The sequence below is a fragment of the Streptomyces sp. NPDC059201 genome (genome assembly GCF_042754585.1).
Taxonomy (GTDB): domain Bacteria; phylum Actinomycetota; class Actinomycetes; order Streptomycetales; family Streptomycetaceae; genus Streptomyces.
The window spans coordinates 747,831-770,701 of record NZ_JBHZBB010000003.1 but is presented as its reverse complement, the minus strand read 5'-3'; the positions used below and the strand labels follow the sequence as shown (position 1 = coordinate 770,701).

The window sequence follows — 22,871 nt, the reverse complement described above, 5'->3', positions numbered from 1 at the left end:
CTTTCTCGACGGCCCCGGCCCGCACGGGACCGCCGCACGGGACCCGGTCACCCCCCGGCGGCGGCCTCCCGGGTGGCCCGGGCCAGTTCGGCGCGCAGGGCGGCGAAGTCGGCGGCGCCCCGCAGCGCGGCCACGTCGACGCCGGGGCCGCGCGGCAGGGGGACGGCGACCTCCTCGACGACCCGCCCCGGGCCCGCCGCCATGACCAGGACGCGCGAGCCGAGCAGGACGGCCTCCTCGGCGGAGTGGGTGACGAAGACGACGGTCGTGCCGGTGACCGCCGCCAGCGTGCGCACCTCCTCCTGGAGCCGCTCCCGCGTGAGGGCGTCCAGCGCCGCGAACGGCTCGTCCATCAGCAGGATCTGCGGCTCGCCGGCGAGCGCGCGGGCGATCGCCACCCGCTGCCGCTGCCCGCCCGACAGCTCCCAGGTGCGGCGCCGGCCCATGCCGGGCAGGCCCACGAGCCCCAGCAGCTCCTCGGTGCGCGCGGCCCGGGCCGTGCGCGGGACGCCGTGCCGGGCCAGGGCGAAGGCGAGGTTGCCGGCCACGGTCCGCCACGGGAAGAGCCGCGGCTGCTGGAAGACCACGCCGACCTTCCGGTGCACCCGTACCGCCCCCGCGGCGGGCCGCTCGAAGCCCGCCACCAGCCGCAGCAGCGTCGTCTTCCCGCATCCGGACGGCCCGACCAGGACGACGAACTCGCCCGGGGCCACCTCCAGCGACACGTCCTCGACGGCCGTCACGGGCGCCTTCGCCGTCCCGTACCGGACGCTCACCCCCGCCAGCTCCACGTCCACCGCGACGGCGGTGTCAGCGGGCGCCACGGGCCAGCTCCTCGACCGCGAGCGCCTTCTCGAACACCGACCGCTCGGGCACCGCGTCGATCGCCTTCTGCCCGTGCAGGAAGACCGCCGCGTCCCGCAGATTCCCCGCCAGCGCCCCCGGCTTCCCGGGCGTGCCCAGGTACGCGGGCGCCTGCTGCTCCTTCGCGGTGAGCAGCACCAGCTCCTTCAGCTGGGCCAGCGCCTCCTCCGGCGTCAGGTTCAGCTCCGCCCCGATGGCCGCCGCGGCCTTCGCCGGGTCGCTCTTCGCCAGCTTCACGGCCTGGTCCTCGGCGGACAGCCAGGCGTCGACCACCTCGGGGTGCCGGGCGGCGAACGCGTCGGTCACGACGCCGAGGTCGGCGGTCGGCTTCCCCCGCTCCGCGATCTCCCGGCTGGTGACCAGCACCTTCCCGGTCCTGCGCAGTTCGGTGAGGCTGGGCGTCCACACATAGGCGGCGTCGATGTCGCCGCGCTGCCAGGCGGCGAGCGCGTCCTGCGGCTGGAGGTCGACCAGCGACACGTCCGTGGCGCCCAGCCCCGCCGCGTCGAGCGCGGCGAGGAGCGAGTAGTGCGCGGTGGACCCGAACGGCGCGGCGACCTTCCGGCCCTTCAGCGCCGCCACCGATCCGATCCCCTTCCGGGCCACGAGCGCCTCGTTGTCGCCGATGAGGTCATGGATCCACAGCACCTTGTACGGGATGTCCAGCGGCGCGGAGAGCCCCTTGGTGACGGGACTGGAGCCGAGCAGGCCCAGGTCGACGGCGCCCGCGATGACGGCCGTGTTCACGTCGCCGCCCGAGTCGAACCGCACCCAGCGGATCTCCGCGTCCGGCAGCGCCTTCTCCAGCAGCCGCTGGTTCTTGACGACCAGGTCGGCGTTGGGGATGGACTGGTACGCGATCCTCACCCTGACCTTGCCCGCCCCCTCCCCGTCGGCCGTCGCGGCGCCGCCGCAGGCGGTCGCGGCCAGGGCGAGCAGCGCGGTGGCGCCGGCGGTCAGGACGGTGCGGCGGGGATGCAGGGGCATGGGACTTCCTTGGCTGTGAGGTGGGGGCGTACGGAGAAGGGGAGGGGCCTGCTCGTGGGGTCAGGCGCGGCCGCGCCAGGGCACGGCGGCCCGCTCGACACCCCGGAAGAGCGCGTCGAGGACGATGCCGGAGAGCCCGATGGCCAGCAGCCCGGCGATGACGAGGTCGGTCTGGTTGTAGCGCTGCGCGTCGCGGATCATGCCGCCGATGCCGGGCACCCCGTTGATGGTCTCGGCGGCGACGACCGAGGTGTAGGCGATGCCGACCGCGATCCTGACCCCCGTCAGGATCTCCGGCAGCGCCGCCGGCAGCCGCACCGACAGCAGCACGGACACCGGCCCGGCGCCCAGCGCGCGGGCCGCCTCGACCAGATCACCCGGCACGCCCCGTACGGCCGCGGCGGTCGCGGCGGCGATCGGCGGGAGGGCGGCGATGACGAGCAGCCAGATCTTCGGGGACTCGTCGATGCCGAACCAGATGACGAGCAGCGAGAGGTACGCGAGCGGGGGCAGCGTCCGCAGGAAGGTGACAGCCGGCTCCAGGACCACCGCCAGCGGTCGGACGACCCCGATCAGCAGGCCCAGCGGGACGCCGGCGAGCGCCGCGTAGGCGGTGCCGGTCGCGATCCGCCGCAGGGACACGGCCAGGTGCTCGACGAGCAGGTGCCCGCTGACGCCCCGTACCCCCTCGTGGACGGTGGAGGCGCGGACCAGGGCCCGCCAGACGTCGGCCGGGGCCGGCACGAGCACCCGGGGCCAGACCTCCGCCGCGACCACCGCCTGCCAGGCGGCGACCAGCACGACCAGGGCGGCCAGTCGCAGCGCGGTCCACGTGAGCACCCGCCCGCCGCGCCGCTGTCGGCCGCCGGGGAGCCCGTCCGTCGCCTTCGCCGTGCGGGAGGACGTCTTCGCGGGGGCGTCGAGGACCGTCACGCCGCCGCCCCCTCGGACGGTACGGGCTCCGCCGCGCCGGCCTCGGCCAGGGCGCGCAGCCGGGGCGCGACCTCCTCGCCGACCCGGTACGCCTCCTCCAGGTGCGGGTATCCGGAGAGGACGAACTCGTCGACGCCCAGCAGCCGGTACTCCCACAGGCGGGCGGCGACCTCGTCGTGCGAGCCGACCAGCGCGGTCCCCGCGCCCTCCCGGACGAGCCCGATGCCGGCCCACAAGTTGGGTGCGACGGTGAGCCGCTCGGCCGAGCCGCCGTGCAGCGCGGTCATCCGCGCCTGCCCGGTCGAGTCCATCCGGGCGAAACGCTCCTGCGAGGCCCGTACGGCCTCCGGGTCGAGACCCGCCAGGATGCGGTCGGCCTCGCGCCACGCCTCGTCCGCGGTGTCGCGGCTGATGACGTGGAGGCGCAGGCCGAAGCGCGGGGCGCGGCCGAGGAGGGCGGCCTTCGCCCGGACCCGGGCGATCCGTTCGGCGACGGCCGCCGGGGGCTCGCCCCACAGCAGCTGTACGTCCGCGTGGCGGGCGGCGACCTCCTCGGCGGCCGGGGAGGCGCCGCCGAAGTAGAGCGGGACGGGCGCGGAGAGCGCCGGCTCGTGCAGCCGCGCGTCCACCACCCGCACGTGCGGAACCCTCCGTGTCGACCCGCCGCCCTGCCAGCAACTCCCTTACGACGTGCATGAGTTCACCGGTGCGCGCGTACCGCTCGTCCTTCGGCAGGTGGTCGCCGTAGGCCCGCTGCTCGGCCGGGTCGCCGCCGGTGACGATGTTGAGCGCGATCCGGTCGCCGTACAGCCGGCGGAAGGTGTCGGCCTGCTGGGCGATGAGGGTCGGCTGGGACAACCCGGCGCGGAACGCCACGAGGAAGCCGATGCGCTCGGTGAGGGCGGCGAGGGCCGGAGTGAGCACCCACGGATCGACGCAGCCGAGACCGACGGGCGTCAACAGCTTGGCGAACCCGGCCCGTTCGGCGGCACGGGCGACCTGGGCGAGGTAGTCGACGTCGGCCCGCCGCCGGGTGGCGGCGGCGGTGCGGCCCTGGACGGCGGTGACGCCGCCCGGATCGCGGCCGTCGCCGCCGGTGGGCAGGAACCAGTGCAGCAAGGGAGGGGCGGACGGGGACATGCGGAGGACACCTCGGAGGAAACGGGGACGCGGAGGGACACCGCCACGACCGGTTCCGGGGACGGCGATACGCGTCCCGGGGAGACCGGCGGGCGGCGGTGCACGGCCGCGACGACTGCGGCGGGAGGGAGCGGGGGGTGCCGGCGGCGGCCGACGCGGTGGAAGGCGTCGGCGTGCTCACGGACGGGCCGTCAGGAACCGTGGCGCGACGAGGGCGACGGTCCGGGACGGACGGAAGTCAGTGGCGTGCGGCGGCGGGACGGCAGGGCCGACACAGCATCCCGGCGACACGCATGAGGTCCACGTGTCGGCGGCGGATGATGTCGGGATGCATGCCCGCATCCTGACGGCCGGGTCCGCCCACCGACAACCGTGTTCCGTGATGTGGACATGTGGATCTCGCATGCCGAACACCCGGGCCTTCGGCGCACGGATACCCGGGAGGCCCAGCGGCCCCTACGCCTCCGTCAGTTCGGGCAGCAGGTCCGGGTTGACGACTCGCAGGATCGCCGCGACCTGTGCGGGGTCGGCCGCCGCCCACAGCACCCGCCGCGCCGCCCGGTACTTGGCGGCGAGCCGCTCGCGCTGGTCCGGCGCGAGCCCCGCCGCCCGGTCCGCGCGGCTGTTGTGCGCGTTGTCGGCGATCTTCACCAGCGTGGCGTCCGGGTCTTGGGCGACGCGCCGGATCTTCTCCTCGTACGAGCCGCCGGGTTCGTTCGTGACCGCCTCGACGAGGCGGACCACCCGGTCGGGGACCCCGGCGGCCCGCAGCCCTTCCGCCGTCCACGCGGTGTCCTCGACGACGTCGTGGAGCAGTCCGGCCATCGCCAGCTCCGCCCCGAGCGGTGCGAGCCCGGCGGCGACCGCCCGCACGTGTTCCACGTACGGGACACCGATCTTGTCGACCTGACCGGCGTGCGCGCGGTCGGCCAGTGCGTCCACCTCGGCGAGCGTCATCATGCCCCCATCATCCCGGTGCGCACGCGCGCGTGCGGGGGAGCGGCCCGCCACGAGCCGCCACGCGTTGCCACACAGTGTTCACGCGGAGCCGGAATTCCCCCGGGGGAGCCGTCCGTTGGCGCCTGCATGACTCTCGGCGCAACGCTCAGCTCGACCCACCGGCAGCTCCCCGTCGACGACACCGTGCGGCTCGCGCGCGAGGCCCGCGACGCCGGGCTGCACTCCGCGTGGTTCGGCCAGTCCTTCGCGTACGACTCGCCCACCCTCGCCGCCATCGTGGGCCGTGAGGTGCCCGGGCTGCACGTGGGGACGGCCGCCCTGCCGGTCTTCGGCCGGCATCCGCTGCTCGTCTCCAGCCAGGCCCAGACCGCCCAGGCCGCCACCGGCGGCCGCTACCACCTCGGGCTCGCCCTCGGCACCCGGCACCTCACCGAGACCGGCTTCGGCCTCCCGTACCAGCGGCCCATCGGCCTGCTCAGGGAGTTCCTCACCGCCCTGCGGCCGCTCCTGGAGACCGGCGAGGCCGACTTCCACGGCGAGCTGCTGACCGCGACGACGCCCTACTCGGCGGCCGTCCCGGGCGCCTGGCCCCCCGGTGCCCGTCCTGGTCGCCGCGATGGGGCCGCAGGCCCTCCGCGTCAGCGGTGAGCTGGCCGACGGCATCCTCCCGTTCCTCGCCGGGCCCCGGGCCCTCGCGGAGCACCTCGTGCCCGCCGTGACCGCCGCGGCGCGGGCGGCGGGCCGCCCCGCGCCCCGGATCGTGGCCCTCGTGCCCGGCGCGGTCACGGCCGACCCCGAAGGGCTGCGCCGGCGGGCCGCCGAAGCCCTCGCCCTCTACGAACGGATCCCCTCCTACCGGCGCGTCATCGAGCTCTCCGGCGCCGAGGGCGCCGCCGACCTGGCCGTCCTCGGCGACGAGGAGGCCGTCGCGGCCGAGGTCCGCCGCTACTTCGACGCGGGGGCCACCGAGGTCGTCTTCACGGCGACCGACCTGGGCGGCGAGGATGCCCGCCGGCGCACCTGGAGGCTCCTCGGCGAACTCTCCCGGGACCGGTCAGGCGGCGGCCCCGGAGCGCGCCCCTCCTGAGCGGAGCGCGTATTCGCTCATCTGTTCGGTTCCGTGGGTATGCTGGATCCATGACCGCGGTACCACCGGACCTCCCCGGCCTCCAGGGCTCCCTGTTCGATCAGGGCGACGACCCCTGCCCCGGACCCCTGGACGGCCTCCGGCGGACCCCGCTGGCCGGCGGGGCGTGGGTCGACCACCTGCCGGGCTGGTTCCGCGGCGCCGACACGCTCTTCGAGGAGCTGGCCGGGCGGGTGCCCTGGCGGGCCGAGGAGCGCCGGATGTACGACGACGTGGTCGCCGTACCCCGCCTCCTCGCGTACTACCGCGAGGGCGACCCGCTCCCGCACCCCGCCCTCACCGAGGCGCGCACGGCCCTCGGCGCGCACTACGCCCCCGAGCTCGGCGAGGAGTTCGTCACCGCCGGCCTCTGCCTCTACCGCGACGGGCGGGACAGCGTCGCCTGGCACGGCGACCGGACCGGCCGCTCCTCCACCCGCGACACCATGGTCGCCATCCTCTCCCTCGGCGACCCCCGCGATCTCGTGCTCCGCCCCCGGGGCGGCGGCCCCGTCGCCCTCCGCCTCCCGCTCGGCCACGGCGACCTCGTCGTGATGGGCGGCTCCTGCCAGCGCACCTGGGACCACGCCGTCCCCAAGACCAGCCGCGCCGTCGGCCCGCGCATCAGCGTCCAGTTCCGCCCGCGCGGCGTCCGCTGACCCTCCGGGCCGTCAGCCGGAACAGGCCATGGTCGTCCCGCGCGCGCGGACCGCGCGGCGGCGTACCGCGAGCGTTCCCGTGACTTCAGGAGAACACAACTGCCCAGTAAGACGCCAGGGTTACCGTGATCCGGACGCGTCCGGTCCGGGGGTTGTGCGGCGTTTCGGGCGGGCAGGTTTGCAGCGTTGCGTGGCGGGAATTGTCGGCTGTCAGTGACAGCGGCAACATACAACGGATTCCGAGGACTGAAGGAGGTGGAGCGACCATGCCCCTGCATGCCGTCGAGATCCCCGAGTTGTGGATGCCTCATCCACTCAAGGTCAATCCACACCTGCCGGGACTGCGCGCGGAGAGCGAGACGTGGGCACGCGAGATGGGCATGCTGGGCGACGGCGACGGGCGGCCCGACCGCCGCCCGATCTGGACCCGGACCCAGTTCCAGGCGATGACGGTGGACCTGCTCACCGCCTGGACCCTGCCCGACGCCTCGCCCACCGCCCTCCGACTCAACCACCGTTTCAACATCTGGGCCCTGGCCTGGGACGACTACTTCGCCCACTCCTTCAAGCGGACCAGCGACCTCCAGGGCGCCCACGAGTTCACCACCCGGCTCCACGCCTTCCTGCGCCCGGAGGAGGGCGTCCGCCCGCCCGAGCCGGTCAACGCCGTCGAGCGCGGCATCGCCGACCTCCAGCGCCACCTCTTCCCGCCCCGACTCGCGCACTGGCGCCAGGAGTTCAGCCGGGCGCTGGCCCGCTACGTCGACGCGGGCGTCGAGGAGCTGGCCAACAGCCGCACCGGCCGCGTCCCCCACCTCATCGACTACGCCCCCTTCCGGCGCGAGAGCTTCGCCGCCCACACCGCCCCCTACTCCGTCGAACTCGCCACGGGCGCCCGAATACCCGAGCGGATCCGCCGCAGCCGGGCCGTCCGGGGACTCACCGCCGCCTTCATGGACGTCATGGGCCTGGCGAACGACATCGCGTCCTACGAGCGGGAGGTCCACGAGGAACACGACGTGAACAACCTCGTCGTCGTCCTCGGCACCTCCCTGGGCATCCCCCTGCGCGAGGCCGTGCCGGCCTCCGTCCACCTCGTCAACTCCCGCATGCGCGACTTCGAACAGCTCCGCGAGGAGGACGTCCCGCTGCTGGCCCGCCGCGCCGGGCTGAGCCCCGAGGAGCAGAAGGAGCTGGACACCTGGCTGGGCGGGGCGTGCAGCTTCCTCTCCGGCCTCCACGCCTGGTACACCGGCGCACCCCGGTACGTCCCCACCGAGCCGGCCTTCCCGGAACAGCGCGCGCCCTCCGCCGTCCCCGCCGAGGAGTGGTACGGAAGGGGGGCCGGCCGGCACGCGGCGACACCCCCCTCCGCCGTCGGGCTCGGTCTGGACACCGAGCCGTGACCGGCCTACTTGATCCGCAGCGACCGCAGCAGCCGCTCCCACCATGACGGCCCCGCCGCCGGCCGCCCGGCCGGCACGGGGGCGGTCACCGGATCCGCCTCCGGTGCCACCGGCTGATCGGGGATCTCCGCCAGGTGCGGCGGCGGGGCCGCCGGCAGCGGTGCCTCGATGTGGTGGGCCTGCGGGGCCCGCGGGGCGAACGAGACGGGCAGCGCGGTCAGATGCCGCGCCCAGGTGGAGGAGCGCCAGCTGAGGGTCTCCTCCGGAACGGACAGTTCGATGTCGGGCAGCCGGGTCAGCAGGATGTCGATGCCGGTGTCGGCGATGATGCGGCCGACCTCCTGCCCGGGGCACTCGTGGCTGCCGGCGCTGAAGGAGAGGTGCGCGCGGTTGTGGTGCACGGCCGCGTCGGGATCCGGGCGGACCACCCGGTCCATGTTCCCGGCCGCCAGGCCGAGCAGCAGCATGTCGCCCGCCATGATCCGCTGACCGCCCAGCGTGGTGTCCCCCGTGGCGTAGCGGGACGGACACACCATCAGCGGCGGCTCGTCCCACAGGACCTGCTCGACCGCCTCGGGCAGCGTCATCTGACCACCGGCCAGCGAACCGCGGAACCGCGGGTCGGTGACCACCATCCGCAGCACGTTCGACATCAGGTTCGCGGTGGTCTCGTAGCCGGCGAGCAGGATCAGGCGCAGGTGGTGCACCACCTCCTCGTCGGTGAGCCCCGCCGGGTGGGCCAGCAGCGCGGAGGCGATGTCGTGCCCCGGAGTCACGTGCTTGTCCCGGACCAGCTGCTCCAGGCTCTCCACCACGAACGCGTTGCTCGCGAGCGAGGTCTCGGTGGCCTTGAAGAGGTCCCTGGCGGCCTGGACGAGCTTCGGCGCCGCCTCGTCGGACATCCCGAGCAGATGGATGAGGGTGAGCATCGGCAGGTGCTCGGTGAACCGGTCGACCAGCTCCGCCTCGCCGGCCTGGCAGAACGTGTCGATCAGCTCGTGGGCGAAGAGGTTGATGCGGCGCCGGATGCCCCGGTGGTCGAACTGGTCGAGCGAGGCGGTGACCGCGCTGCGCAGCCGCTGGTGCTCCTCGCCGTCCGCGCAGACGCAGTCGGGTCGCCAGCCGATCATCGGCATCAGCGGGGAGGTGGCGGGGTCGATCTCCCCGCTGGTCCAGCCGTGCCAGACCCGCGGGTCGCGGGAGAACTGGGTGGCGCGGGAGGCCACGTCCCGGTTCTCGTTGTAGCCGAGGACGAGCCAGGCGCGGACGTCGCCGTCGAGGAGGACGGGCGCCACCGGTCCGTGGGCGGCGCGCAGGTCCTCGTACAGGCCCATGGGGTCGGTCTCGGCGACCGGGCCGTAGAGCCGGGCCGCGCCGCCGGGTCCGGTGGGCGCGTGGGCGGGGCAGCCGGGCGGCGGGACGGGCCCGGGTTCCCGTGCGGCGTGCTCGTGGGCGGGGAGGGTCATGCTGTCTCCTGGGCGGCGAGGGTGCACAGGTAGACCATCAGCGAGAGCAGGGCGTCCCGGCAGGACGCCCGGTCGCGGGCGTCGCAGGTGACCAGGGGGACGGAGTCGCTGAGGGCCAGGGCCATGCGCAGTTCGGGGAGGGGGTACTGAGGGGCCTCGGGGAAGGTGTTGACGGCCACCACGAACGGGACGCGGCGGTCCTCCAGGCGGGTGATGATCTCGAAGCAGACCTCGATCCTGCGGGTGTCGACCAGGACCACGGCGCCGAGCGCGCCCTGGAAGATCCCGTTCCACAGGAACCAGAAGCGCTCCTGTCCGGGGGTTCCGAACAGGTAGAGGATCAGTTCCTCGTTGATGCTGATGCGACCGAAGTCCATCGCGACGGTCGTGGTGTTCTTGAGGGCCACGCCCGGGTTGTGGTCGATCCCGATGCCGGCCTGCGTCATGCGTTCCTCGGTGGTCAGCGGCGGGATCTCGCTCACCGCTCCGACCATCGTGGTCTTGCCGACGCCGAAGCCGCCGACGACGACGACCTTGACGCCCCTGGCGCCGTGCGGCAGCAGCAGGTCGGCGTCGCGCCGAACTGCCATGAGCGTGTCAGAGTCTGCGTAGTCCATGGATCACCGCCTCCAGGAGGTCGCGGTCGGGGAAGGCCGCGATGGGCACGGGTGCGATCGCCTCGACGCACGCGTCGCCGACGAGCTGGGAGAGCAGCACGGTGACGACGCTGAACGGAAGGCCGAGGTAGGCCGAGACCTCCGCCACCGACAGCGGGTACTCGCACATGGAGAGGATGGCCGCCAGCTCGGGCTGCATCGAGGACTTCGGCTCGGACCGCGTCGCGATCAGGGTGACCAGGTCGAAGGACTTGGCCGAGGGGGAACCCTCGCCACCCGTGATGACGTACAGGGGTACGGGATTGACCTCCGCCCAGGGCGTCGGGTTCTCCGAGGTCACATCGCCTGCCGGACGTCTTCACGCGGAGGGCTGGTCATGGCCCGGCCGATCCTGGCCACGAGCGTCCGCATGCGGTCGCCGAGCAGCCCCGCGTCCACCTCCGCGTCGGCGAGGACGGCGAGGTAGGCGCCGGGTCCGGCCGCCATCAGGGAGAAGTAGCCGCAGTCGGCCTCGATCCCGACCATGTGGGTGGTGCCGTTCCCCTGCGGGAACATCTGCGCGATGGCACGGGCGAGGCTCTGGAGGCCGGAACAGGCGGCGGCGATGGCGTCGGCGGTGTCCGGCGCCGTGTTGGCCTGGCCGATGCTCAGGCCGTCCGCGGAGAGGACGACCACGTGCCGTACGTGCGGAACGCCGCCCACGAGCTCGGTGAGCATCCAGTCGATGTTGGGCAGTGGCTGCATGTTATTCGACCTCATCAGACGGCTGGCTGTGCGGAGTGGAGGATTCGGTGCCCGAGCGCTTGGTGCCGTTGAAGGCTTCCCACATCAGCCCGGGCGGGCGGGCGGGCTGCCGGGAGGGCGGGACGGGCTCGGGGCCGGTGCGGAGCACCGGCTGCTGGAAGGGCACGTCGCGGCGGCGCTTGGGCAGCCCGTTGAGGGTCTGTCCGTCGATGTACGGCGCGGCGCCTTCGTCGAAGGAGGTGGGGAGGAGGGGGGTGGGCGGCGGCACGGGCGGCGGGGCCGGGGCCGGCGGCGGCACCGACGGGCCGCTGCGCGAGGACATCGAGCGGCCCTGTGCGGCCAGGCGCTTCCGGTGGGCCTCGGGAATGCGCAGGACGGGTTCCTCCATCGTGGTGATCAGACGCCGGGGCACGAGGATCACGGCCCGTACGCCTCCGTAGGCGGAGGGACGCAGGTCGACGTCGCAGCCGTGCTCGCGGGCCAGCCGGGCCACGACCGGCAGACCGAGCTGGGTCACCTCGCCCAGACCGGCGAGGAACAGGCCCGACATCGAATCGCTCATCACCCGGTTGACGCGGTGGCGGACCTCCTCGGTGAGGCCGATGCCGCGGTCCTCGATCTCGATCGCGATGCCGGAGGGCACCTCGACGGCGCTCACCTCGACCGGCGAGTGCGGGGGCGAGAACGTCGTGGCGTTGTCGAGGAGTTCGGCGAGCAGGTGGATCAGCGGCTCGGAGCCGGGGCCGGTCACCGAGACCTTGGTGATGGACTGGAGCTTCACGCGCGGGTACTCCACGATGCGCGACATGGCGCCGCGCAGCACGTCGTACAGGGGGATGGGCTTCGACCACTGGCGGCCGGGGCGGGCGCCGCCGAGGACGGCGACGCTGGCCGCGAGGCGGCCGATCAGCGCGTTGCGGTGGTCGACGTCCTGGAGACCGCGGGCGAGCACGAGGTCCATGCCGTGGACCATCTGCATCTCGCGGAGGTCCATGGCGAGCTGGTGCACGATCGCCTGGACGCGGCGCGCGATCGCCACGAGGGCGCGCTGGGAGGAGTCCCGGATGTTCTCCTCGACCTCGACGGCTTCCAGGAGGGCCTTCAGGGCCGCCTTGATCGCCTTGGCGAACCCCTCGTCGAGATGGTCGCCGAGGCGGACGGACCTGACGATCTCCGCGGCGGTGCTGCCCTTGTGGAGCCGGGTGATGGCCTGGGGGATCAGCTCGTCGGCCATCCACTGGATGGTCGTCCGCTGGTCGGCCATGCGCGCGAGCAGCGCGGCCTCGCGCTCCGCCGTGGCCTGCCGCGCGGCCTGGAGCGCCGCCTTGTGCCGGGCCTCGTCGGCCTTCCGCGCCAGACGCAGGGTCAGGACCGTGCTGCCGAGGGTGAGGGAGACCGCCGCGAAGCCGTACCAGGCCACCGGTGTCCGTATCTGCGCCGGCGCGAAGAGCAGCCCTATGGCGAAGAGGGCGGTCAGCACCCCCGGCGGGACGAGCCACACCGGGGCCGACGCACCCGGCCTGGCTCTGGACGTGGAACCTGCGCGAACCATCAACGGTTTCCCTCAGCAGTCTGGAAAGGGGAAGCGGACTGAAGTGGCGCGACGAACCGATTAATAAGAATGGATATTCGATCGGTCGCGTACACGTGCTGCTTCGGCGCCCGCTCTCAGCGTTCATGACTCGCTGTGAGCGAGGCGCAACACATCTGCGGAGCATAGTCAGTTCGGGATTGGCGTGTGACCGCGATGGAAGGAAGGGTTCTATCAGTCAACCCAGCCTTAAAAGAGGTCTGGAATGCCTATCGAAAATGACATCAAGTGATCAGACTCGATGCTTTATTCCACTCATTCCGAAGCCGCTCCAGGACAGCCCACACAGCCGCCCGCCCACCCGGTCGGGACCGGATGGGCGGGCGGCTGCGCATGAGGAAACTGTCGTACGGAGGCTCTACTCGTCCCGTTCGCCCTCGGCCGCCGTCAGCGCCGCCGCAGGGTCCCGGTCCGCCGGGCCCACGGGGGTCCACGCGTCCCCGGTCCGGCGGTACGGCCACCAGCGGCCGTCCTCGCCGAGCCGCAGCTGCGTCTCCGTGCCCGCCACCGTCCAGCGCGCCCCCGACCGGCTCAGCTCCGGGCGCTCGCCGTCCTCCCACGCCTCGGCGAGCCGCGCCGCCGCCCACGTGAGGGCCTCCTCGTCCGGCGCCCAGGACTCCTCCAGCACCGCGAGGGCCGGGGCCCCGCCCCACCGCCACGCGCGCGTGGCGAGGTCCAACTCGGCCCGCGAGCGCCCGGTGCGCGAGGCGAGACGCCCCGCGACCCACGACGGCGGCCGGCCGGCCGCGAGCCGCACCGCGTCCTCGGCGACCGACAGGGCCGCCGCGGAACCACCCGCGGAACCCCCCGCGGAACCGCCCGGAGGCACCGGCCGGCCGGCGAGGAGTTCGGTGAGCAGCCGGTGGGCGCGGGCCGCCGTGTCCGCCGCCAGGAACTCCAGGGCGGCGGGCTCGACTCCCGGCTCCGGATCCGTCTCCGTGTCCAGCGACTGCGCCTCCCCGGGCTCCGCCTGTGGCACCGGCACGGCGGGCAGCGGCGGCAGGATGTCCCGCAGCGCGTACGCCTCCGCCGCCGACACACCGGCCGGGGCGTCCCCGGCCCCGGCGTCGGGCGGCGCGCCGGCCTCCGTCCCGCTCCCCGCGCGGGCCGCGCTGCGGGCCTGGAGCGCGTCCACGACCGCCCGCTGGCCCCGGCCCCGCATCAGCAGCAGGACGAACGGGTCCTCGTCCAGGATCCGCGCCATCTGGTGACAGAGCGCCGCCGTGTGCGGGCAGTGGTCCCACGCCTCGCAGCCGCACTCCGGGTCGAGGTCTCCGATGCCCGGCAGCAGGTCGACGCCGACCCCCGCCGCGTCCTCCACCAGGTGCGGCGGCATCTCGTGGTCGAGCAGCGCGGCGATGTGCCCCGCGCTGTCGACGGCCAGGTCGAGCAGCCGGTCCCACTCCTCGTCGCTCAGCGTGCGGACCAGCACGTCGCTGCGGTACGCGGAGCCGTCGGGGTCCTGCACGACGGCGGTGATCCGCCCCGGCCGCACCGAGACGGCCCCGACGGCACCGGCCCGCGCGTGCCGCCGCCCCGCCTTCACCTGCTGGCCGTCGAGCGCCGTGTCCTCCAGTGCCTTCAGCCACGCCCGGCCCCACCAGGTGCGGGTGAACGCCCCGCCCTTCACCGGCGGCGGCGCCGCGAAGGTCAGCTCCTCGGGCTCCCGGCCCGTCGTCCCGTACCCGCTCATCGTCCGCCCCCGTTCGCGACGTCGTCCCCGCGCAGCGAGACCAGCTCCGCCAGTTCCGCGTCGGTCAGTTCGGTCAGCTCCGCCGGCGCGTCGCCCGAGCCGCCGAGCACCGCGTCGGCCAGCTCGCGCTTGCGGTCGAGCAGGGCCGCGATCCGGTCCTCGACCGTCCCCTCGGCGATGATCCGGTGCACCTGCACCGGCCGCGTCTGCCCGATCCGGTAGGCCCGGTCGGTGGCCTGCGCCTCCACGGCCGGGTTCCACCACCGGTCGTAGTGCACCACGTGCTCGGCCCGGGTGAGGTTGAGGCCCGTCCCCGCCGCCTTCAGCGACAGCAGGAAGACCGGCACCTCGCCCTCCTGGAACCGGGCGACCATCGCCTCCCGCTCGGCGACCGGGGTGCCGCCGTGCAGGAACTGCGTCCGCACCCCGCGCTCCGCCAGGTGCGCCTCCAGGATCCTGGCCATCCCCACGTACTGGGTGAAGACCAGGGTGCTCGCGCCCTCGGCGAGGATCGTGTCGAGCAGTTCGTCCAGGAGTTCCAGCTTCCCCGAGCGGCCGGCGATCCGCGGCCGCTCCTCCTTCAGGTACTGGGCGGGGTGGTTGCAGATCTGCTTGAGCGAGGTCAGCAGCTTCACCACCAGGCCGCGCCGGGCCATGCCCTCGGCCTCCCCGATGGCCAGCAGGTTCTCGCGCACCACCGCCTCGTACAGGCCGACCTGTTCCGGCGTCAGGGAGACGGCCCGGTCGGTCTCGGTCTTCGGCGGCAGCTCCGGCGCGATCCCCGGGTCCGACTTGCGGCGGCGCAGCAGGAACGGGCGGACGAGCGCGCCGAGCCGTTCGGCGGCCGCCGGGTCCGTGCCCTCCTCGACGGCGGAGGCGTACCGGCGCCGGAACGCCCCGAGCCCGCCGAGCAGTCCCGGGGTCGTCCAGTCGAGGATCGCCCACAGCTCGGAGAGGTTGTTCTCCACCGGGGTCCCGGACAGCGCCACGCGCGCGCGTGCGCCGATCGTCCGCAGCCGGCGGGCCGTCGCCGAGTACGGGTTCTTCACGTGCTGGGCCTCGTCCGCCACGAGCAGCCCCCACGAGCCGGTGGCGAGCCGCTCGGCGTCGAGCCGCATCGTGCCGTACGTGGTGAGGACGACGTCCCCGGCGGCGAGCCCGTCCAGGTCGCGCGCGGTGCCGTGGAAGCGGCGCACGCGCGTGCCGGGCGCGAACCGCTCGAACTCCCGCTGCCAGTTGCCCATCAGCGAGGTCGGGCAGACGACGAGGGTCGGGCCGGCGGTCGCCGGCTCGTCCTGCCGGTGCAGATGGAGCGCGATGACGGTGATGGTCTTGCCCAGGCCCATGTCGTCGGCGAGGCAGCCGCCGAGGCCGAGCGAGGTCATCCGGTGCAGCCAGTTCAGTCCGCGCAGCTGGTAGTCGCGGAGGGTGGCGGCGAGCGCGGCGGGCTGCGGCACCTCCCGGACCCCGCCCTCGGGGTCGGCCAGCCGCTCCCGCAGCCGCTCCAGGGCGCCGGTCGCGACGACCTCGACCTGACGCCCGTCGATCTCCGTGCTCCCGGTGAGGACCGCCGCCAGGGCGTCCACCGGGTTCACCTTGTGGTCCTGCCGCTCCCGGGCGCGCAGCACCTCAGCCGGATCGACCAGGACCCACCGGTCGCGCAGCCGGACGAGCGGCCGCCCCGCCTCGGCGAGCCGGTCGAGCTCGGCGCGGGTCAGCTCCTGGTCGCCCAGGGAGAAGCGCCAGTTGAAGGCGAGGAGCGCGTCGGCGGAGAGGAAGGACGGGACTCCGCCGCCGAAGCCGTCGCTTTCGGCCCCCTCACTGTGCGGGGCGTCGTCGGCGGCCCGGGGCTCTGACATCGTTTCCGCCGGCACCACCGGCCCGATCACCGCCTGCGCGGTCAGCCGGTCCGTCAGCTCGCGCGGCCAGTGCACGCGTACGCCGGTGGCGGCGAGGGCCCGGGACGCGGGGCCCAGCAGCTCGACGACCTCCTCGTCGGCCAGCTCCACGGTGTCGGGGACGGCAGCCGTCAGCAGCGGGGTGAGCGGCGGCCAGGCGCGGGCGGCCCGCCGCAGCGCGAGCAGGGCGTCCATCCGGGCGCGCGGCCCGAGCGCGGCGGCGACCGGCCCGGCACCCGACCAGGCGTCGGCCGCGTCCAGGACCACGGTCGGATCGGCGGCGGAGTGCAGCTGGAGCACCGCGCGGAAGCCCGGCGAGTCCGAGGCGTCGGCCCCGTGCCCGGGGCCGGTCAGTTCGAGGCGGAGCGACAGCCGTACGCCCGCGTCGTGACCGGCCGCCAGATCGGCGGCCCACGCCCGCTGTTCGGTGACGTCCTGCGGCTCCTCGGCCGCGAACGCGGGCCCGCCGGCGGCGAGCGCGGCGGCAGGGGTACGGGGGAGGGCGTCGGCGACCGCGTCGAGGAAGGCCCGCAGCAGCGCCTCGGGCTCCGGCAGCAGCCAGTCCCCGTCCTCGTGCGCCACGGGCACGGCGTGCGCGGTGGGCGGCATCGACGCGGCGAGCGTCCGCAGCCGTTCCAACTCCTCACCCCCCAAAGGCCCGGCCCGCCAGGCGTCCTGCCCACGCGCCGTCACGCCGGGCAGCAGCAGCCCGCGCGCTGTGAAGTCCAGGGCGAGCAGGGCGGCGCCACCCCAGAAGGCGGCAGCGGGGTCGCCCCCGCCGGAGAGCCTGACCCGGGCGAGGAACGCCAGGGCGTCCCGTACCGGCAGGAGGAGCGCGGGCACGGACACGGCGTGAAGCTCAGCCCCGTCCACGACCGTGACCTCCCCCGCGACCGCCCCCGGCGGTCCGGAAAGGGGGTCGCCGTCCGGCGACCAGAGTGCGATCCAACCCGCGCGCGGCGGATCGGCGGGGAGAAAGACGGCGGCCGGGACGGCGGCGCCGGAAGGCGTGGCGGGCGGAGTCGAGGGTTCGGAAGCGGGACCGGAAGAGCGGAACGACGACGTCAACACATTCCCCACATGTGACTACCTGTGAGCAGAGCGGCCGACCCTACCTCACCCGCCCTCCATACCACCCCCACCCACACGTGACACCCGCCACATGCGCATTCCCTCGACGAGCGGGCGGAGTCCGTGCCCCGCCCCGGTCGGGAGCGCCGCCCCCGCCGGGGGTGGGGAACGCCCCACCCCCCGGACCCCGCTCGCCCCCGGTCGGGGTCGGGTGGTGACGTCATGGTTGCGGGGGGTCACGGATTCGTACGGTGAAGACCGCCGCCGCCCGCTCGGTGCGGACGGCAGTCGCCCTACTCACAGAAGCCGGAGCCCTCCCATGCCTCAGGCCACCGCCATCGCCCCCGCCCCGGCGCCCGCCGCCGCACGGACGCGGGGCGGGGGCAGCGAGTTCTCTCCGCTTCTGCGGCTGGTGAAGGGGCAGGGGCTGCTCGACCACCGGCCGGGCTGGTACGCCCGGGACATCGCCCTCACCCTCCTCGGGTTCGGCGCCGTCGCCGCCGTCCTCCTCCTCGCCGGGCCTGCCTGGTGGTCGGTCCTCCTCGCCGTCCCCCTCGCCGTGCTCTCCGCCCGCGCCGCCTTCATCGCGCACGACGCCGGCCACGCCCAGATCACCGCGGACCGCCGCGCGGGCCGCGTGATCCAGCTCGTCCACGCCAACCTCCTGCTCGGCATGAGCCGCGAGTGGTGGAACGACAAGCACAACCGCCACCACGCGCACCCCAACCACCTCGACAAGGACCCGGACGTCGCCGCCGACGTCCTCGTCTTCGCCGAGCACCAGACCGCCGGCCGCACCGGCCTGCGCGGCTTCCTCACCCGCCACCAGGCCCTGCTCTTCTTCCCGCTGACCACGCTGGAGGGCCTCGCGCTCAAGCTGTACGGCGTCCAGGCCCTGCTCGCGAAGGACGGCCCGTACCGCACCCGGGGCGAGCGCCTCACCGAAGGCGCCCTGCTCCTCCTGCACTTCGCCGGGTACGCGGCGCTGCTCCTCACCGCCCTCACCCCCGCCCAGGCCCTGGTCTTCGCGCTCGTGCACCAGATGCTGTTCGGCGTCCACCTCGGCCTGGCCTTCGCCCCCAACCACAAGGGCATGGACCGGCCCGACGAGCACGAGGACGGCGACAGCTGGGGCCATCTGCGCCGCCAGGTCCTGACCTCCCGCAACATCCGGGGCGGCGCCCTCACCGACTGGTTCCTCGGCGGCCTCAACTACCAGGTCGAGCACCACCTCTTCCCGTCCATGCCCCGCCCCCACCTGCGGCTCGCCCAGCCCGCCGTCCGCGCCCACTGCCGGACCCTGGGCATCCCGTACACCGAGACCGGCTTCGTCGACTCCTACCGGCAGGCGCTCGGCCACCTCCACGACGTGGGCTCCACCCTCCGCGAGGAGCACGCCGGACGCCCGGAGTAGGCTCGCACGCGCATCCGGTCACCGAAGAGCACCAGGGGGGTCTCTCGTATGAGCGACGGCACCGTCACCACCGTCAGCAGCAACGGCACCTACTCCTTCACCAAGACCAACCGCGAGGCCATCACCCTCCTCGCCGGCCTCGGCGTGGACGGCGACGTCCACGCCGGCGTCACGGTGAAGCACCGCTCGCGCGTCGCCCAGGACCCCACCCAGCCGAACCTCCGCCAGGTCCACCTCATCCACGGCGAGCTCTTCACCGAGGTCGCCGAGGCCGGCTTCGAGGTCGCCCCCGGCGACCTCGGCGAGAACGTCACCACCCACGGCGTCGACCTGCTCGCCCTGCCCACCGGCGCCCTGCTCCACCTCGGCGCGGACGCCGTCGTCGAGGTCACGGGACTGCGCAACCCCTGCGCCCAGATCGACAACTTCCGCCACGGTCTGCTCAAGCAGGTGGTGGGCCGCGACGCCGACGGCGAAGTCGTCCGCAAGGCCGGGATCATGGGCGTCGTCCTGACCGGCGGCGAGGTGCGCCCCGGGGACGCGATCCGCGTCGAACTGCCGGCCGGCCCGCACCGCCCCCTCGAGCGGGTCTGAGCCTAGGAGGGGCGTACGGCCATGGCGTCGAGCCCTTCGAGCAGCGCGGGCAGGCGCGTGCCGCGGCTCACCGGGAGCACCTCGCGCGGCAGGTCGTCGAGCAGGACGAAGGCCATGTCGTCGGTGCGGGCCACCAGCGACCAGCCGGGCCCGTCCGCGCGGAGCATCCGCGCCCCCTCGCCGGCGAAACCGGACCGCACCCGCCCCACCGGCGGCGCCTCCTCCAGGTACCCGCGCAGCTCGTCCAGGGCGCGGCGCACCTCGTCGTACGGATCCGATACGTCGCCCGCCACGGCGGCCGGCGGCTCCGGCGCGGGTTCCTCGCCCGCGGCCTGGTCCCCGGCCGGTCCCGGCTCGATCTGAGCCCGCCACTCGTTCCAGTGCAGCGCCACCTCGTCGGCGCCGAGCCGTCGCTGGGCGGGTCCCCACGCGTCCTCGTCGGGCGGGGTCAGCGGGGCGGGGTCGCCCTCCTCGGGCTCGGGGTCGTGCGGGTCGGGGACGCCGGGGGCCTTGGTGGCGACGGGGAGCGGCCAGCCGGGCAGCCCGGCGACGACGGACTCCTCGTCGGGGGAGAGGTCGTAGGCCATGCCGCAGTCCCAGGAGGCGATGGCGACCGCGACCAGCGACACGTCGTCGATGACGACCGTCCAGCGCGCCCCGAGCCCGTCCTGCCCGAAGACGAGCCCGTACCCCTCCTCGTACGGTTCGAGGCCGAGGGCGGCGCACGCGGCCGGGTAGTCGTCGCCGAGCACGCTGGGGAAGCGCGCGGGCGTCAGCAGGCACGCGGTCAGCACGTACAGCGAGTCGTCGGCCTCCGGTTCACCAGCCGCCACGGCATCCTCCCCAGCTCGCGCCCGATCGCGCTCCCGATCGGATCGTCGGCGCACCTTAACCAGTGAGTAACCCGTGCGTCGAGGGTCCCCGGAGGGTGAGACTCAGCTCTCGCGGACCCCGAGGAGCGAGCGGGCGACGGTCTCGGGGGTCTGGTTCCGCTCCCGGGCGAGGGTGAGCAGGGCGCGGGAGGCCAGCTCGTTGACGCCGAAGCTGAGCTGGCCGGGGGAGACCCAGGTCGCGGCCTCCTCCATCCGCGCCTGGTCGTCCTCGGCGCAGGCGGCGACGTAGACCGCGGCCGCCTCGAAGAGGTTGCGGCCCTGGCGCCCGGCGCGGGCCGGGGGTGGGGCGGCCCCGCTCCCGGACGCGCGTCGGGCGGAGGGGAGGAGCTTGCGCATGCGTTCCGCTATCCGTGCCACGGCCGGCCGCCTTTCCCCGGGCACGACTGCCCGGCACGTCCACCGTAGACAGTGAAGTGCCGGGACAGAAGGGGGCGTTGAGGACGGACCCGCGTCAGGCGCGCCGGGGGTGGTGAGGGTTCCGGCTAGGGGCGGGCGCGGTCCTCGGAGCCGTAACCGTGTTCCGCGTCGGGGTGGTGGTGGGCGCGGCTGAAGACCGCCGTGAGGGTGTGGCCGGTCTCCTCGAAGGAGACGGCGGTCTCGCCCTTGGCGTTCTCCTCGTCGCCGCCGTACGGTTCGCCGTCGAGCAGCCAGTCGGTGAAGACGTATCCGGGTGCGGGCACGGCGGTCGCGGTCACGGTGTCGCCGTCGGAGTACGGCCCGCTCTGCGAGAGCTCCACGCTGCCGTGGCCCCGCTGTTCGACCTTCAGCTCGTGGCGACGCTGCTCGAAGACGGCGGTGACCTCCATGTCGTCCTGGCCGACGTCGAGCGTGAGGCTGTCGTCGTCACCGGCGTGCGAGCCGTCGAGGCGCCAGCCCGCGAAGTCCCAGCCCGGGGCGGGCACGGCCTCGTAGAGCACGTCGGCGCCCTCCTGCTCGGCCCGCTTGGCCGGGGCCTTCTTGACCGTGCCCTGTCCGGTGGACTGCGTGGTCACCTTGGAGGTCGGCGTGGTGCCCTTCTTGAAGACCGCGACGACGGTGTGGTCGCCCGCCGGGACCCGGAAGCCGGTGGCGCCGCCCTTGGCGGCCTTGCCGTCGAGCTTCCAGCCGCTGAAGACGTACCCCTTCGCGGCGGTCGCCGTGTAGCTGGACGCGGTGCCCTGGGGGTACGGGCCGGGCATCGCGGCCGTGACCGTACCGGCGCCCCTGGGGGTGACGGAGGAGGACACGGCGCACAGCGCGTCGGCGGTCTTCGCGGCCCGGTAGGCGGCGACGGCCTTGCCGGTGACGCTGAGCACGTCGGCGGTGTCGGCCGGGTCGGGCTTGTCGAGGGGGATGCCGAGCTGCTCGCCCCGGTACTTCTGCTGGGGGTTGGCGAAGCGGTTGATGCGGGTGCAGGCCCCCTTGGTGGCCTTGCGGCAGCTGGACTCGTACGCCATCACGGTCGACCAGTCGCCCTTGGCGGGGAAGAAGCCGGTGGCGCCGTTCTCGGGCTGGACCGGCTGGGTGACGCGGTCGTGGTCGGCGCTCATGTTGTGGCCGATCTCGTGCCCCATGGAGTAGTTGCCGATCGCTGCCCGGCCGACGACGCTGTAGCCCCACGGAGCGGTGGAGGGGCCGGGGTCCGGCGGGGTGTAGCCGAGGCCGCCGGCGCGCCGACCGGCGGCGATGACGGAGACGAGGTCGGCGCCGTACTGGTCGCGCTGTGTGGCGAGGGTGTCCGCGAGGCCGTCGGTGGGGAGGGCGACCGCGCTCAGGAGGCTGTTGGTGACGCCGTCGAGGGAGGCCGGTACGGAGACGAGGGTGGTGCCGACGAGCCGCAGCCGGACCTTCGTACCGCTGGCCGCGAAGGCGTCGTTGCCGAGGGCGATGCCCTGGGCGGCGAGCGCCTTGATCTGGGCGTCGCCGCCGGCCTCGGTACGCGCGCCGGGCGTGTAGCCGACCAGCACGTCGACGAGGGAGTAGCCCGCGCCGCCCTTGCAGGCGGCGGCGGCCCGGCCGGCGGGGGTGCCCGGGGCTCCTGCGTCCCCCGCCGCGTCCTTCGGCGGTGTGGCGGCGGCCGTCGTGGCGGCCGGGACCTCGGTGGGCTGGGGCTCGTCCTCGTCGGTCAGGGGTGTGCCCTGCGCGATGAGGACGCGGCCGGGGCCCGCCGATTGGAGGGAGTACAGGTCGCCGCCGAGCATGAACTGCCCGCTGAGGATCTCGTTCCCGGGCGTGCGGTCGCAGCCGCCGTCGAGGGTGAGGACCACGTTCTGGTCGACGGCACCCGCCACGCGCCCGTGCCAGATGAGGGTGGAGCCGACGGTGGTCCGGGTGGCCTCCACGGCCTGGACCACCACGTCGCCGAAGAGCGGGAAGGTCGCCTCCCGGCCGTATCCGGTGCCGCAGACGGGCGCCAGGGCGGCCGGCATGACCCGCGCGATCCGGCCACGGACGAACTCCGCGCCGAAGGTCTCCGCCGCGTCACCGCCGGCCGGTCCCGTGCGGGTCAGGCCGGTGCCCTTGTTCGTCACGCGCTCGCCGGTGTCGGGGCTGAACGCCCCCGCCGCCACGACGGCGCGCTCCGCGCGCTCGTGGGCCTCCGCCCCGGACCCGTCGCCCGTGCCCGGCGGCGCGAAACCGGTGACGGTGGTGACGCCCAGAGCCATGGCTCCGAGGGCCGCACCGCCCGTCCATCTGTAGCGGGCCATCTCTTCCTCCTGTTTCCCCGAGGCGGCCGCGTCTTCGGCGGCCCGCCGGGTTCACCTACAGAAACGAGAGGGAGGGTTCCTCGATCGGATGAGCTGATCACCTGATCGTCCGGAGAATCACCCTGCCT

Annotated in this window: 18 protein-coding genes and 2 pseudogenes; 5 read left to right on the top strand and 15 right to left on the bottom strand. The window is 74.3% G+C overall.

What is annotated here, in order from left to right; genetic code table 11:
* Window positions 1-47 precede the first annotated feature (47 nt).
* The 5 genes and pseudogenes from ACFXMG_RS13775 to ACFXMG_RS13755 form a co-directional block, all read right to left on the bottom strand.
* On the bottom strand, window positions 48-824 hold the full coding sequence (locus ACFXMG_RS13775; RefSeq protein WP_383817978.1) for an ABC transporter ATP-binding protein: 777 nt from the start codon (window positions 822-824) through the stop codon (window positions 48-50).
* Window positions 811-1,851, bottom strand: coding sequence for a glycine betaine ABC transporter substrate-binding protein (locus ACFXMG_RS13770; protein ID WP_383817976.1), 1,041 nt, complete (start codon window positions 1,849-1,851; stop codon window positions 811-813). Before ACFXMG_RS13770 ends, ACFXMG_RS13775 begins: the two co-directional genes overlap by 14 nt.
* A 60-nt stretch (window positions 1,852-1,911) precedes the next feature.
* Window positions 1,912-2,784, bottom strand: coding sequence for an ABC transporter permease (locus ACFXMG_RS13765; RefSeq protein ID WP_383817974.1), 873 nt, complete (start codon window positions 2,782-2,784; stop codon window positions 1,912-1,914).
* Window positions 2,781-3,924, bottom strand: a pseudogene (locus tag ACFXMG_RS13760) (LLM class flavin-dependent oxidoreductase). Before ACFXMG_RS13760 ends, ACFXMG_RS13765 begins: the two are co-directional and overlap by 4 nt.
* Window positions 3,925-4,380: 456 nt before the next feature.
* Window positions 4,381-4,884: an HD domain-containing protein gene (locus ACFXMG_RS13755; protein WP_383817972.1), complete on the bottom strand. Its 504-nt coding sequence runs from the start codon at window positions 4,882-4,884 to the stop codon at window positions 4,381-4,383.
* 126 nt (window positions 4,885-5,010) lie between these two features.
* On the opposite strand from ACFXMG_RS13755, the pseudogene ACFXMG_RS13750 reads away from it, so the two are divergent.
* The 3 genes and pseudogenes from ACFXMG_RS13750 to ACFXMG_RS13740 all read left to right on the top strand — a co-directional run bounded on the left by ACFXMG_RS13750 (window position 5,011) and on the right by ACFXMG_RS13740 (window position 8,075).
* Window positions 5,011-5,971, top strand: a pseudogene (locus ACFXMG_RS13750) (TIGR03564 family F420-dependent LLM class oxidoreductase).
* 50 nt (window positions 5,972-6,021) lie between these two features.
* Window positions 6,022-6,669 (top strand): alpha-ketoglutarate-dependent dioxygenase AlkB, encoded by a 648-nt coding sequence (locus tag ACFXMG_RS13745; protein ID WP_383817971.1) that lies wholly within the window; start codon window positions 6,022-6,024, stop codon window positions 6,667-6,669.
* Window positions 6,670-6,935: 266 nt separating this feature from the next.
* A complete protein-coding gene (locus ACFXMG_RS13740) occupies window positions 6,936-8,075 on the top strand; it encodes a hypothetical protein (RefSeq protein ID WP_383817970.1) in 1,140 nt (379 codons plus the stop codon).
* Between the two features lie 5 nt (window positions 8,076-8,080).
* On the opposite strand, the gene ACFXMG_RS13735 is transcribed toward ACFXMG_RS13740, so the two are convergent.
* The 7 genes from ACFXMG_RS13735 to ACFXMG_RS13705 form a co-directional block, all read right to left on the bottom strand.
* On the bottom strand, window positions 8,081-9,541 hold the full coding sequence (locus ACFXMG_RS13735; protein ID WP_383817969.1) for a cytochrome P450: 1,461 nt from the start codon (window positions 9,539-9,541) through the stop codon (window positions 8,081-8,083).
* Window positions 9,538-10,158, bottom strand: a complete 621-nt coding sequence (locus ACFXMG_RS13730) for an ATP/GTP-binding protein (RefSeq protein ID WP_383817967.1) — start codon at window positions 10,156-10,158, stop codon at window positions 9,538-9,540. Before ACFXMG_RS13730 ends, ACFXMG_RS13735 begins: the two co-directional genes overlap by 4 nt.
* Entirely contained in the window at window positions 10,139-10,498 is a 360-nt protein-coding gene (locus ACFXMG_RS13725) for a DUF742 domain-containing protein (RefSeq protein WP_383817965.1), read from the bottom strand. The genes ACFXMG_RS13730 and ACFXMG_RS13725 overlap by 20 nt, the downstream gene beginning before the upstream one ends.
* Complete coding sequence (locus tag ACFXMG_RS13720) at window positions 10,495-10,902, bottom strand: roadblock/LC7 domain-containing protein (RefSeq protein ID WP_383817963.1); 408 nt, start codon at window positions 10,900-10,902, stop codon at window positions 10,495-10,497. Before ACFXMG_RS13720 ends, ACFXMG_RS13725 begins: the two co-directional genes overlap by 4 nt.
* Before the next feature lies 1 nt (window position 10,903).
* The gene (locus tag ACFXMG_RS13715; RefSeq protein ID WP_383817962.1) at window positions 10,904-12,403 is read right to left on the bottom strand and encodes a sensor histidine kinase; all 1,500 of its coding nucleotides are present in this window, start codon (window positions 12,401-12,403) and stop codon (window positions 10,904-10,906) included.
* Window positions 12,404-12,851: 448 nt separating this feature from the next.
* Window positions 12,852-14,186, bottom strand: coding sequence for an SWF or SNF family helicase (locus tag ACFXMG_RS13710; RefSeq protein ID WP_383817960.1), 1,335 nt, complete (start codon window positions 14,184-14,186; stop codon window positions 12,852-12,854).
* Window positions 14,183-16,933, bottom strand: a complete 2,751-nt coding sequence (locus tag ACFXMG_RS13705; protein ID WP_383817959.1) for a DEAD/DEAH box helicase — start codon at window positions 16,931-16,933, stop codon at window positions 14,183-14,185. The genes ACFXMG_RS13710 and ACFXMG_RS13705 overlap by 4 nt, the downstream gene beginning before the upstream one ends.
* Window positions 16,934-17,474: 541 nt before the next feature.
* Between ACFXMG_RS13705 and ACFXMG_RS13700 the strand changes: the two genes are divergently transcribed.
* The gene (locus tag ACFXMG_RS13700) at window positions 17,475-18,569 is read left to right on the top strand and encodes a fatty acid desaturase family protein (protein WP_383817957.1); all 1,095 of its coding nucleotides are present in this window, start codon (window positions 17,475-17,477) and stop codon (window positions 18,567-18,569) included.
* A 48-nt stretch (window positions 18,570-18,617) separates the two neighbouring features.
* Window positions 18,618-19,163 (top strand): MOSC domain-containing protein, encoded by a 546-nt coding sequence (locus tag ACFXMG_RS13695; RefSeq protein WP_383817955.1) that lies wholly within the window; start codon window positions 18,618-18,620, stop codon window positions 19,161-19,163.
* Window positions 19,164-19,165: 2 nt separating this feature from the next.
* On the opposite strand, the gene ACFXMG_RS13690 is transcribed toward ACFXMG_RS13695, so the two are convergent.
* From ACFXMG_RS13690 to ACFXMG_RS13680, 3 genes are all read right to left on the bottom strand, one after another.
* Window positions 19,166-19,996, bottom strand: coding sequence for a hypothetical protein (locus ACFXMG_RS13690; protein ID WP_383817954.1), 831 nt, complete (start codon window positions 19,994-19,996; stop codon window positions 19,166-19,168).
* 102 nt (window positions 19,997-20,098) lie between these two features.
* Window positions 20,099-20,392, bottom strand: coding sequence for a hypothetical protein (locus ACFXMG_RS13685; RefSeq protein WP_383817953.1), 294 nt, complete (start codon window positions 20,390-20,392; stop codon window positions 20,099-20,101).
* Between the two features lie 146 nt (window positions 20,393-20,538).
* On the bottom strand, window positions 20,539-22,743 hold the full coding sequence (locus ACFXMG_RS13680) for a reprolysin-like metallopeptidase (RefSeq protein ID WP_383817952.1): 2,205 nt from the start codon (window positions 22,741-22,743) through the stop codon (window positions 20,539-20,541).
* Window positions 22,744-22,871: the final 128 nt, after the last annotated feature.